General features: G+C 54.2%; 13 protein-coding genes. 7 read left to right on the top strand and 6 right to left on the bottom strand.

The annotated features are described in order from the left end of the window. Positions 1-73: 73 nt before the first annotated feature. Entirely contained in the window at positions 74-1,411 is a 1,338-nt protein-coding gene (gene ffh / locus B051_RS0106720) for a signal recognition particle protein (protein WP_018477418.1), read from the bottom strand. Positions 1,412-1,625: 214 nt separating this feature from the next. Between ffh and B051_RS0106715 the strand changes: the two genes are divergently transcribed. Next, complete coding sequence (locus B051_RS0106715; protein WP_018477417.1) at positions 1,626-2,948, top strand: glycosyltransferase family 4 protein; 1,323 nt, start codon at positions 1,626-1,628, stop codon at positions 2,946-2,948. A 6-nt stretch (positions 2,949-2,954) separates the two neighbouring features. Here B051_RS0106715 and B051_RS0106710 read toward each other — a convergent pair whose 3' ends face one another. The 5 genes from B051_RS0106710 to B051_RS0106690 all read right to left on the bottom strand — a co-directional run bounded on the left by B051_RS0106710 (position 2,955) and on the right by B051_RS0106690 (position 6,492). Further along, positions 2,955-3,566: a class I SAM-dependent methyltransferase gene (locus tag B051_RS0106710; RefSeq protein ID WP_018477416.1), complete on the bottom strand. Its 612-nt coding sequence runs from the start codon at positions 3,564-3,566 to the stop codon at positions 2,955-2,957. A gap of 116 nt (positions 3,567-3,682) precedes the next feature. Beyond that, the gene (locus tag B051_RS0106705; RefSeq protein ID WP_018477415.1) at positions 3,683-4,168 is read right to left on the bottom strand and encodes a hypothetical protein; all 486 of its coding nucleotides are present in this window, start codon (positions 4,166-4,168) and stop codon (positions 3,683-3,685) included. A gap of 171 nt (positions 4,169-4,339) precedes the next feature. Continuing rightward, a complete protein-coding gene (locus tag B051_RS0106700) occupies positions 4,340-4,681 on the bottom strand; it encodes a zinc ribbon domain-containing protein YjdM (protein WP_018477414.1) in 342 nt (113 codons plus the stop codon). 71 nt (positions 4,682-4,752) lie between these two features. Beyond that, on the bottom strand, positions 4,753-5,298 hold the full coding sequence (locus tag B051_RS0106695; protein WP_033316783.1) for an RBBP9/YdeN family alpha/beta hydrolase: 546 nt from the start codon (positions 5,296-5,298) through the stop codon (positions 4,753-4,755). Positions 5,299-5,394: 96 nt separating this feature from the next. Continuing rightward, positions 5,395-6,492: a glycosyltransferase family 61 protein gene (locus B051_RS0106690; protein ID WP_018477412.1), complete on the bottom strand. Its 1,098-nt coding sequence runs from the start codon at positions 6,490-6,492 to the stop codon at positions 5,395-5,397. Between the two features lie 241 nt (positions 6,493-6,733). Here B051_RS0106690 and pseB point away from each other — a divergent pair, with 241 nt between their 5' ends. The 6 genes from pseB to B051_RS22810 all read left to right on the top strand — a co-directional run bounded on the left by pseB (position 6,734) and on the right by B051_RS22810 (position 13,696). After that, positions 6,734-7,753, top strand: coding sequence for a UDP-N-acetylglucosamine 4,6-dehydratase (inverting) (gene pseB, locus B051_RS0106685; protein ID WP_018477411.1), 1,020 nt, complete (start codon positions 6,734-6,736; stop codon positions 7,751-7,753). 81 nt (positions 7,754-7,834) lie between these two features. Next, the gene (gene pseC, locus B051_RS0106680; RefSeq protein ID WP_018477410.1) at positions 7,835-9,034 is read left to right on the top strand and encodes a UDP-4-amino-4,6-dideoxy-N-acetyl-beta-L-altrosamine transaminase; all 1,200 of its coding nucleotides are present in this window, start codon (positions 7,835-7,837) and stop codon (positions 9,032-9,034) included. After that, a complete protein-coding gene (locus B051_RS0106675; RefSeq protein ID WP_018477409.1) occupies positions 9,024-9,761 on the top strand; it encodes a cytidylyltransferase domain-containing protein in 738 nt (245 codons plus the stop codon). Before pseC ends, B051_RS0106675 begins: the two co-directional genes overlap by 11 nt. A gap of 74 nt (positions 9,762-9,835) precedes the next feature. Then, on the top strand, positions 9,836-11,317 hold the full coding sequence (pseG, locus tag B051_RS0106670) for a UDP-2,4-diacetamido-2,4,6-trideoxy-beta-L-altropyranose hydrolase (RefSeq protein WP_018477408.1): 1,482 nt from the start codon (positions 9,836-9,838) through the stop codon (positions 11,315-11,317). A gap of 18 nt (positions 11,318-11,335) precedes the next feature. After that, a complete protein-coding gene (gene pseI / locus B051_RS0106665) occupies positions 11,336-12,379 on the top strand; it encodes a pseudaminic acid synthase (RefSeq protein ID WP_018477407.1) in 1,044 nt (347 codons plus the stop codon). Between the two features lie 3 nt (positions 12,380-12,382). After that, complete coding sequence (locus B051_RS22810) at positions 12,383-13,696, top strand: glycosyltransferase family protein (protein WP_018477406.1); 1,314 nt, start codon at positions 12,383-12,385, stop codon at positions 13,694-13,696. Positions 13,697-13,711: the final 15 nt, after the last annotated feature.

Here is a 13,711-nt window from a genome sequence, read left to right as displayed (position 1 = left end):
ATTATATCACAAAAAAATGGGGCTATACCTTACAGGAAGGTATAGCCCCATTAAATCATAATAGCGAATTCGTTTAGCGGCGTCCCATCATCTTTGCGATGTTCGCCATACCGCCTTTGGTACCAGCCATCTTGTTCATAGAACGCATCATCTTGCGCATATCGTTGAACTGCTTCATCAGGTTGTTCACCTGTGTGATGTCAGTACCAGAACCCTTAGCAATACGAGCACGGCGGCTGCCGCTTATCATATCCGGGTTCTCGCGCTCCTGCGGCGTCATGGATTTGATGATGGCTTCAATCGGTTTGAAAGCGTTCTCGTCAATCTCCACATCCTTCAGGGCTTTGCCAACACCCGGTATCATACCTACCAGGTCCTTGATGTCACCCATCTTCTTGATTTGCTCCAGCTGCGTCAGGAAGTCGTCGAAGTTGAACTGGTTCTTGCGGATTTTCTTGTTGATACGCTTCGCCTCGTCCTCGTCAAAGGCCTGCTGCGCGCGCTCCACCAGGGAAATCACGTCACCCATACCCAGGATACGCTGGGCCATACGGTCAGGGTAGAACAGGTCGAGCGCCTCCATCTTCTCACCCGTCGAGATGAACTTGATGGGCTTCTCCACCACGGCACGGATGGAAAGGGCCGCACCACCACGGGAGTCACCGTCGAGTTTGGTCAATACCACGCCGTCGAAGTTGATGCGCTCGTTAAAGGTCTTAGCTGTGTTCACCGCATCCTGACCCGTCATGGAGTCTACCACGAACAGCGTCTCGGTGGGCTTCACGGCAGCCTTGATTTCGGCTATCTCTTTCATCATCGCCTCGTCCACGGCCAGACGACCGGCGGTATCGATGATGACTACTTTCTTATTCGTCTTCTTGGCATGCGCAACGGCGTTCAGGGCAATCTGAACCGGGTTCTTGTTCTCGAGTTCGGTATAAGCCTCTACGCCCACCTGCTCGGCCAGCACCTGCAGCTGGTTGATAGCAGCCGGACGGTACACGTCGCAGGCAGCCACCAGCACGCCGCGGCCCTGCTTCTTGATGTAATTAGCCAGTTTGCCCGTGAAGGTGGTTTTACCAGAACCCTGCAGACCCGCAATCAGGATGATAGCCGGGTCGCCTTTCAGGTTGATGTCCTGCTTCTCGCCACCCATCAGCGCCGTCAGCTCCTCGTGCACGATTTTAATCATCAGCTGGCCCGGAGACACGGCGATAAGTACATCGCGGCCCATGGCCTCGTCTTTGATTTTGTCGGTTACAGTCTTGGCTACTTTATAGTTCACGTCAGCATCCACCAGGGCACGGCGTACCTCTTTGATGGTGGCGGCCACGTTGATTTCGGTTATGCTTCCCTGGCCCTTTAGGGTTTTAAAGGCGCGGTCAAGTTTGTTACTTAAATTATCAAACATCTCTCTATTCTGGATTTACCTACAAAACTAATGAATATCAGGAATAGTTGCTATAGTTTGCAAGTATGAGTTATTCAGTTGATAGTTATCGGTAAACTAATTGCGAACAGGAATCTTCATCTGGTATTTACGTATGAACTGTTCATTGATTGCTGTATACTGATTACTGTTAATATTTTCTATATTTGGGAAAGAAGTTACTCTGCTGATTACTTTGAAAGAAACTGACCAAATCAAGTTACTCTATATATCCTATTACTGGCCACCTTCCGGCGGACCGGGAGTGCAGCGTGGCCTGAAGTTCTGTAAGTACCTGCCTCAGTTCGGGGTGCAGCCAGCCGTGCTGACCGTGGACGAGAAGCAAGCCTCCTACCCTTTGCTGGACCCTACGTTTGAGCAGGAGGTGCCGCAAGGTATGGCCGTATATCGCACCGCCACTTCAGAGCCTTTTGAGTACTACAAGAAACTATCGGGTAAAAAGGAAATTCCTTACAGCGGCTTTGCCAACCAAAAGGCGAAAGATTCTTTCCTGGACAAGGTCTTCAAATTCGTGCGCGGCAATCTATTCATTCCGGATGCCCGCGTAGGCTGGAACAAACACGCCCTGAAAAAGGCGGATGAGCTTCTGCAAGACGGCGAGCACAAAGCTATTTTGACGACCAGCCCGCCGCACTCCACCCAGTTGATTGGCCTGAAGCTGAAGGCCAGGTATAAGCTGCCCTGGATTGCCGATTTGCGCGACCCTTGGACGAACATCCATTACTACGACCAGCTTTACCACACGCCCATTGCCAGCCGCATCGACAAGAAATACGAGCTGCAGGTGCTGGAGCAGGCCGATGCCGTCATCGTGACCAGCGAAGACACCAAGCGCCTTTTCCTGAACAAGCCAATCAAGATAAACCCGGACAAGATTCACGTCATCCCAAACGGCTACGATGAGGATGATTTCGTTTATCCGTCGGCCCCACCAGAAGACGTGTTCGTGATAACCTATGCCGGCACCATCACCGAGAATTACAACATCGATGTGTTCCTGAAGGTGATAGCGCACCTACGCTCGGTGCACAACGAGATAAATTACAAGCTGCGCTTCGTGGGTAAAGTGTCGGAGGGTGTGAAGCAGCGGATAGAGAAGTCGGGCGTGCTGGGTATAACTGAATTCATCCCACATGTGCCACACCAAGAGGCGATAAAGTACCTGATGGAGAGCACCGTGCTGCTGATGGCGATTGCCGATGTGCCGAGCGTATACTCCAACGTGCCGGGCAAACTGTTCGAGTACCTGGCTTCTAACAAGCCCATCGTGTGCCTGGGGCCGGTGCACTCTGATACGGACCGCATCATTGATGAGTGCGGAGCAGGCCGGTTGTTCCATTATACCGCCTACGACCTCATGCTCGACCACATGACGCAGATGAGCAAAGCCTGGAAAATCAACCCGAACCTGGACCTGCCCTTTATCAACCACTCCCAATTCTCCAGAAGGTCGCTGACCGAGGAACTGGCCAAAGTGGTGAAGAAGCTAGCAAAATAGGTTATCCTATACCTGAAACTCTCCCAGCTTCCTGGCAATCACATAGACATGCTTCTCATCGGGGTGCTGGTCCAGTTCCAGGTGCAGGCACTGGCAATCGTTTTCTAGCAGTAGCTTCAGGTTCTGGTTGATGCCGATGGTACTGTAGTGGAAGGTATCGTTATGCCATTCGCTGTCGTGTTCGCCGTAGCCGTTCCCGAAGGTGTAGAGCAGGATGCCATTCTGTTGCAGCAGGCTGCAGAGCTTTGCGACGACAGATGCCTGGCTAGAGAGCGGTAGGTGGAAGATGCTGTCCCAGGCGATTATCAGGTCGTACTTGGTTTCTGTTTCCCAGGTGCAGATGTCGTCGTGCTGGAAGGTGACTTCAGGGTGTTGCTCCCGGGCTAGCTTCAGCATTTCGGCCGAGACATCTATACCTGTAACACGGAACCCAGCCTCAAGCAACTTCCGGATAATCCGGCCGCCACTGCCGCAACCTACATCCAGCGCAGACCGCTTTTGTTGAGTATAACGAATGGCTCGCTCGACTTGTGCCACGCCATAGGCCGAGTCTATATGCTGGTCCTGCCACCAGGCGGCTATTTTATCGTACTTTTTGCCGAGTTCGAGCGGGTCCATGTTATGCGGTAGGTGGATAAAGAGGGATGCTGTAGCTTGGGTAAAGTCAACGTCTTGTGCAAAAGGCAAACGAGGCGAAGCCAAGTATGGCTTTTTACCCTGTTGGCAACAGGCTTTTACAAATCGCAGACTTCAAACAGATTGGATTTGCCTGAAAATTTATATGGAGCCAATCTTAGGCCTGATTTAAGAAATTTCTTTTTCTCTTTTCTGGTCAGGTGTGTCAATTCATAACCAGACACCAGGTAATATTTTTCATTAAGGGTAAATTGGTAATTCTCAAAAAAATCAGAAACCCATTCAATTTCCACTTTTGAGTTCTTTCCGACCTTTATGTATTCAGAGTTACTTACTTGATTTAAGTGCTTTGTAGTCTTTCTGGAAATTGTATCTCCGTCCTTTGAGTAAACTCTAAAGGAAAAAGTAAGGAAATTAGGTTTTATCCAATAGTCAGCATCGGTCTGATTCTCAATAATGAAATTTACTCTATTCTCCGTGGATGCATTGACACAAGGCTCTACTTCTAAAGTCATTTCCAACTTTTGAGAGTAACAATAAATCGAGAATGTAAAAGCGACAATGGTCAAAAATAACTCTTTCATACTTTTAGCTTTTTGCCAACTACTAGCTAGCAGGAGTACCTACTCCCACTAGCTGCACTATGTATAGGGTTATTAATTACTCTTCTTTAAGTTAGGCAAACAACTCACACTACATCCATGCTGTTTAGCCGCACACCTAGAGTATGGCTTGTGCGGGCAGTAGCGGTTCCATTACGCCTTTCGCACAAATTCAGATTTGAGACCCATGGAACCGAAACCATCGATTTTGCAGTCAATGTTATGGTCGCCGTCTGTCAATCGAATATTTTTTACTTTGGTCCCGGCCTTGACAGGTTTCGGAGCACCCTTTACAGGTAAATCTTTGATGACAACAACCGTGTCGCCGTCCTGAAGTACGTTGCCGTTAGCATCCAGCACTTTCAGTCCGGCCTCTTCTTCTACCTCATTCGGATTCCACTCATTCCCACACTCGGGACAAGCATAGGTATCTGCACCCATTGCGTAACCGTAAGGCGAACTGCATTTTGGGCATTGTTTCATTTCTTCTGACATCGTGTTATTTGATTATTGGTTTGTTGTGTATGATGTACTGAGCCAAGCGGTTGTTTAGCCGAATCCTAAGGCTATACCTGGACAGCCGTCTGGTTTCTTATACGCGCGATTAGCTCAAGCCCCAGGTCCCATTTCCCGAAACCTGACTTGCTTTCGATGTGGCCGGCGTTTTCTAGTTTTACCAGTTCACTCCCCCAGTCACTGGCAAACTGCCTCGCCCTTTCCAGCTCCACGACGTGGTCGTTTGTACTTGCCACCACCACCGAGGGGAACGGCAGCTTATGCGTAGGCATTGGGTTGAAACCGGTGATATAGCTGGGGTAACTGGGTTTGTCTACATCGCTGGGAGCCACCAGCAGGGCACCTGCTATGCTGTGCCCATACCGCTCAAACCATTTGATAATGGTAACGCACCCAACGCTGTGCCCGATGAGAACGAGCTGCCCGTAATCAAACCGCTTCAGTTCCTCCTCCATTCTAGTGGTCCAGGCATGGCAATCAGGATGCTCCCAATCCTCTTGCACGACCCGATGGAATTGAGTCGGATGCTCCTTCTCCCAGATGGACTGCCAATGGTTTTCGTCAGAGTTGCGGAGCCCCGGTATGTTGATGTTCATGCGATGATTCGATAGGATGATATGGTCGCCTACTCCCAAGCCGATTTAGGCGCTGACTTGGGAATTGCTTTGGTGCGGTAAGTTAGCGAACTATTCTTAAGATTGAATATTCTCCAGCCACCGCTCCACCTCGTGCACATCCNCGGTATAATTCTCCCGTGCGTCTCCTTCGCTACCTACCACCGCGCTATACCTGAACCCAAGCCCTTTGCAGAGCAGGAAATAGTGCGTCTTGATGCGGTCGGCGGGGTGGAACTCCAGCACCCGGCACTGCTCCGAGAACAGCAGGTTGGTCAGTCCGGCGCCGTGGGGGGCCACGACGGCCTCGGCCTCAAAGAACAGCTGTACCTGCTGCTGGTAGCTCAACTCCTCTGCCCGCACCACCTCCACGCCATACCTGGCCAGCAGGGGCAGCAGGTCGGGCTCGTTGAGCACGCGGCGGGTCTTGGCATTGGCCCTACTGATGTAGATGCGCCTCTTGAGGCCGCTTTGCCGCACGCCATACCCACGCCATACCTTGTACCGGAGCCAGGCGGCGGCATCAGGGGGCAGGTAACCACTTTGGGCTTTGGCCAGGAACGAAGGCAGCACAAACCTTTCCATCTGCCATTTCTCATGCTTGCCGATATAGACCACTTCCGCCTGCGGATGGTCTTGCAGCACAAAGCGCAGCGTCTCAAGTTGGTAAGCGGCCATGTCGCGGCGCATGATGATTTGGATGGGCTCCTTTACCGTCTCCAGTACCAGGTATAGCCGCGGCAGGCAATCGAAAAACCAGTGGTAGTTGTTGTTGTCGGCCCAAGGCAGGTGCAGCACCGAGGTATAGACCCCTTTTTTGTGACTAGGAAGCAGCAGGTCTGGCGTCTTGAAGGCATTGGATTTCGCCAGCCGGCTCACCTCCAACACGGACTCTACCACCAGTTTCCCCTCCAAAGCCACGGCGCCGGAGTTGCCCAGTATTTCCGCTTCCTGCAGCCAGACCAGGTACTCCTCCTTCTGTCGGTAGCCCAGGCTGTAGTCTATCGCATAGTTGAAACTGGCTGCCGACTGCTCCAGAAATGCCGTCTCCTGCTCGTCGAAATGCAGCACATAGCTGGGCGACAGGGTTTGCCTGCCCGGGTGGTGCAGCACCGAGGTATAGCGGAAGTAATAGCCAAAGGCGTTCAGCAACCGGAAAAAAGCCTTTTTGAGCATGAGAGAAGTTGGAGCGTTAGATAGTTCAGGCGTTAGAGGGTTTGAAAGGTATAGCAATTAAGACAGATTGTGTCCATCATGTACCAGTCATCAACTTATCACCCCCATAGCAATCAACCATCAGAAATTGACAATTTAATCGTACGGCAATTTATCAATTAACAATCAACAATTAAATATTTAACTTGCAGCCAGGTGTGGGTGACAAATCCGCAGCCGATGTATAAAGCAAAAAATCAGCATGGCATTAGACCTTAACAATAAGTCTATATTGGTGACGGGTGGCACGGGCTCGTTTGGAAAGAAATTCGTGGAGATGGTATACGCCCGCTTCCCGGACGTGAAACGGTTGGTCATTTACTCTCGCGACGAACTTAAGCAGTTCGAAATGTCGCAGGTTTTCCCCAAGAGTAAGTACGACTCGGTGCGCTACTTCATTGGCGACGTGCGCGACGGCGAGCGCTTCAAGCGCGCCTGCGAAGGTATAGACATCATTGTGCATGCCGCCGCCATGAAACAGGTGCCAGCAGCCGAGTATAACCCCATGGAGTGCATCAAGACCAACGTGCTGGGTGCCGAGAACATCATCAACGCTGCCCTGGATGCGGGCGTGAAGGATGTGGTGGCGCTTTCCACGGACAAGGCAGCCGCTCCCATCAACCTCTACGGCGCTACCAAACTGTGCTCGGATAAGCTGTTTGTGGCCGCCAACAACATGAAAGGCAAGCGCGACATCAAGTTCTCGGTGGTACGCTACGGCAACGTAATCGGCTCCCGTGGCTCGGTGGTTCCCTTCTTCCTGAAGAAGCGGGAAGAAGGGGTGCTGCCCATCACACACCCAGAGATGACCCGCTTCAACATTTCACTCGAAGAAGGCGTGGAACTGGTTTTCCATGCGCTGGAGCACCATTGGGGCGGCGAGATTTTCGTACCGAAGATTCCCTCCTACGTCATCACCGATTTGGCTGAGGCCATCGGGCCGAACTGCCAGCAGGAAGTGGTGGGCATACGCCCTGGCGAGAAGCTGCACGAAGAGATGATTACTGAAACCGACTCCCTGAGCACCGTGGAGTTGGACAAGTATTACGTCATCCTGCCTTCCACCCCGGTCTGGAATACGGATGAGTTCATCAAGTCCCACCAGGGCAAAATGGTAGAAATGGGCTTTAAGTACAATTCCGGCACCAACAGCGAGTGGCTCAGCGTGGAGCAGCTGCGCGAGCAGATACGCCAGCACGTGGACCCGAATTTTACTGCGTAAAATCAATTAAGGATTATGAATGCTGAATTAAGAATTGATTTTCATTCATAATTTGTAATTCCTAATTCATAATTCTGACAGATGACTCAGAACTCAAAACTCAGAACTCCCATACCTTACGGCCGTCAGCACATCACGGAGGCCGACATCGCCGCCGTGGTGGAGACGCTGCAGTCGGACTTCCTGACGCAGGGGCCAAAGGTGGCCGAGTTCGAGCAGTCCTTTGCCCGTTACGTGGGAGCCAAATATGCCGTGGCCGTGAGCAATGGCACGGCCGCGCTTCACCTGTGCACCATGGCTCTCGGCGTGAATGAAACCTCACGCGTCATCACCACCCCCATCACCTTCGTGGCCTCGGCCAACTGCGTGCGCTACTGCGGCGGCACGGTGGAGTTCGCCGACATCGACCCGGCAACGGCGTTGATAGACATCGACAAGGTGCGGCAGATGCTGGAAAGTAAGCCGAAGGGCTACTACGCCGGCATCATCCCGGTGGACTTTGCGGGCAATCCGGTGAACCTGGAGGCGCTTCGGCAGCTGGCTGACGAGCACGGCCTCTGGATTATCGAGGACGCCTGCCACGCGCCCGGCGGCTACTTCACCGACAGCCATGGCGAGAAACAGCTGTGCGGCAACGGCAGGTATGCCGACCTGGCCATCTTCTCCTTCCACCCTGTCAAGCACATCGCCACGGGCGAGGGCGGCATGGTGACCACCAACGACGAGGAACTCTACAGGAAGCTGCTGCTCTACCGCACCCACGGCATCACGCGCGAGGCGGACCTGCTGGAGGAGAACCACGGCGGCTGGTACATGGAGATGCAGGCGCTGGGCTACAACTACCGAATCCCCGACATGCTCTGCGCCCTGGGCCTCTCCCAACTCAGCCGAGCCGACGAAGGCCTGGCCAGAAGAAGAGAAATAGCCCAGGTATACGATGCGGCTTTCGCCGGATTCCAAGGTATAGACAGACTGGTAACCACCCCAGAGGCGCTGGCTGCCGGCACGGGCCACGCCTACCACCTCTACGTGGTGCAGGTGGCCGACCGCAAAGGGCTGTACGATTACCTGCGCGAGCACAACATCTTCGCCCAAGTGCACTACATCCCGGCCCATACCATGCCCTACTACCGCAACCTGGGGTATAAAAAAGGAGACTTCCCGGAGGCCGAGCACTACTACGACCGCTGCCTGAGCCTACCCATGTACCCGACTCTGACCGAGGAGGAACAGCAATTTGTGATTGAGAAAGTGAAGGAGTTCGTAGCCAATGGCCGCTAAGAAAGTAGGCGTCATCTCGCAGGCCCGCATGACGAGCACCCGACTGCCGGGCAAGGTCCTACTCCAGGCTGGTGGCAAGGCTATGCTGCAACACCACATCGACAGGCTGCAGGCTGCGGGGCTTCAGGTATACCTGGCCACTACAACCAATGCGACTGACAACCCCATCGCTGCCTTTTCGGCCGAGGCGAGTATACCTTGCTTCAGAGGCGATGAACAGAATGTGCTGAGTCGCTTTTACGGCTGTGCTGTAGAGCATGCTTTGGACATCATTGTACGCGTCACTTCTGACTGTCCGCTTATTGATGGGCAGTTGGTGGCGGATGCCGTGCAGCAATACCTGGAACTCGATGATGAGCATGTATACCTCTCCAACGCGCTGGTGCGGACATTTCCGCGCGGCTTTGACTTTGAGGTATTCTCTTTCAGCCTGTTGCAGGAAGCCTATGAAAGGGCGACAAGGGAGGAGGAACTGGAGCACGTGACGCCTTACATCAACCAGAACCGGAGCGGACACGTGCAGCTGCAGCACTATACCCGTGACCAGGACGCCAGCCAGTTCCGCATCACCCTCGACACACCGGAAGATTTGGAACTCATCACGGTTCTCATCGAGCAGTATCAGGCACAGCAGATGGACGGGGAACAGCTCATCCAACTGCTGGAAAGCCATCCGGAGCTACCAAAAATAAATGCGCACGTAGAGCAGAAGAAACTGGGTGAATAACCCCTGATGCGGGGCGGGTGATGGGTTGTCACCAATCGACGCTTTTACCGCATCAGCCAAATGCCAAGCAAGCCATGGAACAGAAGCGCCGCATCATTTTCAGAGCAGACGGGAACAGCCGCATCGGTTTGGGGCATGTGACACGCTCGCTGGCCCTGGTGCACATGCTCCGCCAGGACTTCGAGTGTGTATTCGCCATACAGGCACCTGACCAGGCTTTGCAGGAGCGCATCCGGGAGGTATGCCAGGGTATCATTATACTCCCTCCCTCCGATTCCGCCGAGCAACGCTTTACCCATGAGCTTTCCGCCTATATATCTGATGAAGAAATCGTGGTGCTGGATGGCTATCACTTCGACACGGCCTACCAACAGAACATCAAAGACAAGGGCGCCGCGCTGGTCTGCCTGGACGACATCCACGCGTATCCCTTTGTAGCAGATGCCGTCCTCAACCAAGCGGGAGGCATACAGCCGGAGCAGTACCAGACCGCATCCTATACCCGCCTGCTGCTGGGGCCGGCCTATGCCTTGCTTCGCCCTGCCTTTCTGGAGGCTGCGCGCGCCAAAAGAGCGTTGCCTGGGGGCGAACTGCGCGTACTGGTCTGCATGGGAGGCGCTGACCCGGACAACCAAACCCTGCAGGCGCTGGAGGATTTGCAGTCGGTAGGTGGTGTGCAACATGTGGATGTGGTGGTAGGCAGTGCCTACGCCCGGCTACAGGAACTGAAGGACTGGAAGAAACACAAACCAAACATTCACCTGCACCACGACCTCTCTGCCCAAGGCCTGCGCCGGCTGATGGGTAAATGCGCAGCCGCCATCACCTCCGCCAGCGGCATCTCCTACGAATACGCCTCCGTTGGAGGGCTGCTCTTTGTCAAGCAAACCGCCGACAACCAATTAGGCATCCACCGATTTCTAACGACAGAAGGTATAGCCTGGGATTATGAGGCACTGCAGGAGCAGTTAGCAGCAGGTATAACAGAAGTGAATTTCAAGGCTTGCCTGCAGGCGCAACGGCGGCACTTCGATGGCAAAAGCGACGAACGGCTCAGGCGATTCTTCTATACCTTGCACCTAAATGCCAGCCTGACGCTTCGCGAGGCCGGGCAAGAGGATTTGATGCTGCTCTTTGAATGGGCCAATGACCCGGAGGTGCGCAGTCGCTCGTTCAACCCGCAGCCCATCCCGTTGGAAGACCACACCCGCTGGTTCCGCTCCAAGCTTGAAAACCCCGACACGAAACTCTATATTGCTGAGGTGAACGGAGAACCCGCCGCCCATATCCGGTTTGAAGTCGAGGATAACACAGCCACCATCAGCTACCTGATAAGAGATGGTTTCCGGGGCAAAGGGCTGGGGCACGCAGTACTCCAAAAAGGTATTCAGCGGCTCCTGCAACAAAGGCCGGATGTGCGGTTAGTAGAGGGGCTGGTGCAACAAGAGAATGTAGCCTCCATCCGTTCATTTGAGAAGGCCGGCTTCTCCTACGCAAAGCCGGATGGTCATCACCCGCAGGCACACCGTTTCGTGCTCGTTCGAGATGGAAACTAAAGATTAGGAACAAGACAGATGATTAACGATATCAGTATCGCTGGCCGGATGGTCGGCAAGGGCCACAAGCCTTTCATCATCGCGGAGATGTCTGGCAACCACAACCAGTCATTGGAGCGGGCCTTGGCCATTGTGGACGCCGCCGCCGCCTCCGGCGCCGATGCCATCAAGCTGCAGACCTACACCGCCGACACGATGACCCTGCCCGGCGCCTTCACCATCAAGGACGAGGGCTCGCTTTGGAAGGGCCGAGAGCTCTACGATCTCTATCAGGAGGCCTACACCCCCTGGGAGTGGCACCAGCCCATCTTCGACAGGGCGCGGGAGCGCGGCATCATCGCTTTCTCCTCCCCCTTTGATGAGACAGCCGTGGAGTTCCTGGAAAGCCTGGAGGCGCCCGTTTACAAGATAGCCTCCTTCGAAAACACCGACCACCCGCTGCTGCGCAAGGTGGCCGCCACGGGCAAGCCCGTCATCATGAGCACCGGTGCCGCCACCGTGCAGGAAGTGGCTGAGGCCGTGCAAGTGCTGCGTGAGGAGGGCTGCCTGGAGCTTATCCTGCTCAAGTGCACCTCCACCTACCCGGCCTCGCCCGAGAACACCAACCTGCGCACCATCCCACACCTGCGGGAGCTGTACGGGGTGCAGGTGGGACTTTCAGACCATACCATGGGCGTGGGTGCCTCCGTGGCCGCCGTGGCGCTGGGTGCCACCGTCATCGAGAAGCACTTCACCCTCAGCCGCGCCGACGGCGGCGTAGACTCGGCCTTCTCGCTGGAGCCACAGGAACTGAATTTGCTTGTTGTGGAGTCGGAACGGGCCTGGCAGGCGCTGGGACACGTGCAGTATGGCGTGCAGCGGGACGAGGAGAAGAGCCGCCTCTTCAAGCGCTCCGTCTATGCTGCCCGGGACATCAAAGCCGGGGAAGCGTTGACAAAAGAGAACATCCGCGTCATCCGACCGGGGCTGGGGCTGGCGCCGAAACATTACGAGGAACTCTTGGGCATGACCGCCAAGAAGGACATTCCGGCTGGTACGCCGTTCAGCTGGGACCTGGTGTAGCGCATGAAAGACTGGTACGCTCTTTACGCCAACATCCTATACCTGCATTTTTCGGAAGGCTTCTATAGACTTCCGGAGAGTGCCAAGAACGCCGCTTCGCCTGGCAATCCGCTGCTGCGCCTGCTCCGCATGGGTGGCTATACCTTGGTGCGCCTTATCGGTAATCTATTTCAGAAGGTGGAAAAGCCTGAAAAACTGCAAGGTAAGGTTTGGCTGTATGTGGTGAGCCAAAACAATTACGACAGCCTGCATTTCCTGCAGGCAGGTATACCGGACGCCGTGCTGGTAGCCGGCCAGAGCAAGGCCATTGGCAGGTATAACGACACAATCGCCCGGATATCATTGCGCAAAAAACTGCTTTACTACTACAAGTTCCCGTCCCTTTTCCTGCGGTTCCTCTCCCACCGCAGGAAGAGCACGCTGCGCTTCGCGGATTTGCTCTACGACGCCATTGGGTTCTATGAGGTATACCTGCAAAAGCTGCGAAAATACAGACCTCAGGCCATCGTGTTTGCAAACGACCACAACGCCGATGCACGCGCTCTGCTGCTGGCAGCCAGTACATTGGGTATAAAAACAGCCTATGTACAGCACTCAAGTATCAGCCACCTTTTTCCGCCGCTCTCCTTTGACCTGAGCCTGCTGGAGGGGCAGGACTCGCTCGACAAGTACAGGCAATGCGGTCCGGTGGAGGGACGGGTGGAACTGGTGGGCATGCCGAAGGCGGATGGGTTCACCAAACTCCGCAACAACAGCCGTAGGGTGCAAACCATAGGTATAGCCTGCAACCTGATGGACCTGACCGAGGAATTGAAAGCCTTGCTGGTGAACATCACCCGCGATTTTCCTTCGTTTCGGATAGTCCTCCGCCCCCACCCACGCGACAGACGGGATTTCAGTTTCATCCGCACCATCAGTCCCAGCATCAAATTGTCGGACAGCGGGCAGCAGCGTGTGTTTGAGTACTTACAGGGTCTGGATATGCTTATCAGTGGCAACTCCGGCGTGCACCTGGAGGCGGTATTGCTGAACGTGTGGTCGGTTTACTTCAACTTCAATCCCAAAGAGGAACTGCACGACTACTATGGTTATGTGGCGCATGGCCTGGTGGACGCCGCTAGCTCCTATCAGGAACTGAAGCCGATGCTGCAGCAGGGAATGAGCCAGAAGCCGGAGGTATACCTGCGGGCCAGGTACTACAACGCCACTGTCGGTACGGAATTTGACGGCCGTAGCGGCGAGTTGGCTTTGAAGCACCTGCAGAACTTCCTTGGCTATACCCCGCAAGCTAAAAATTCCTCCACAACGCATCTATAGAATAATACTATATTT

The organism is Pontibacter roseus DSM 17521 (assembly GCF_000373265.1).
Classification (GTDB): Bacteria; Bacteroidota; Bacteroidia; order Cytophagales; family Hymenobacteraceae; genus Pontibacter; species Pontibacter roseus.
This window is presented reverse-complemented; position numbering and strand designations above follow the sequence as displayed.

What these genes read in the sequence shown, in the direction of transcription:
- ffh (WP_018477418.1), bottom strand. Translation starts at nt 1,411, where the DNA reads ATGTTTGATAATTTAAGTAACAAACTTGACCGCGCCTTTAAAACCCTA.
- B051_RS0106710 (WP_018477416.1), bottom strand. Translation starts at nt 3,566, where the DNA reads ATGGACCCGCTCGAACTCGGCAAAAAGTACGATAAAATAGCCGCCTGG.
- B051_RS0106705 (WP_018477415.1), bottom strand. Translation starts at nt 4,168, where the DNA reads ATGAAAGAGTTATTTTTGACCATTGTCGCTTTTACATTCTCGATTTAT.
- B051_RS0106700 (WP_018477414.1), bottom strand. Translation starts at nt 4,681, where the DNA reads ATGTCAGAAGAAATGAAACAATGCCCAAAATGCAGTTCGCCTTACGGT.
- B051_RS0106695 (WP_033316783.1), bottom strand. Translation starts at nt 5,298, where the DNA reads ATGAACATCAACATACCGGGGCTCCGCAACTCTGACGAAAACCATTGG.
- pseB (WP_018477411.1), top strand. Translation starts at nt 6,734, where the DNA reads ATGGCATTAGACCTTAACAATAAGTCTATATTGGTGACGGGTGGCACG.
- pseC (WP_018477410.1), top strand. Translation starts at nt 7,835, where the DNA reads ATGACTCAGAACTCAAAACTCAGAACTCCCATACCTTACGGCCGTCAG.
- B051_RS0106675 (WP_018477409.1), top strand. Translation starts at nt 9,024, where the DNA reads ATGGCCGCTAAGAAAGTAGGCGTCATCTCGCAGGCCCGCATGACGAGC.
- pseG (WP_018477408.1), top strand. Translation starts at nt 9,836, where the DNA reads ATGGAACAGAAGCGCCGCATCATTTTCAGAGCAGACGGGAACAGCCGC.
- pseI (WP_018477407.1), top strand. Translation starts at nt 11,336, where the DNA reads ATGATTAACGATATCAGTATCGCTGGCCGGATGGTCGGCAAGGGCCAC.
- B051_RS22810 (WP_018477406.1), top strand. Translation starts at nt 12,383, where the DNA reads ATGAAAGACTGGTACGCTCTTTACGCCAACATCCTATACCTGCATTTT.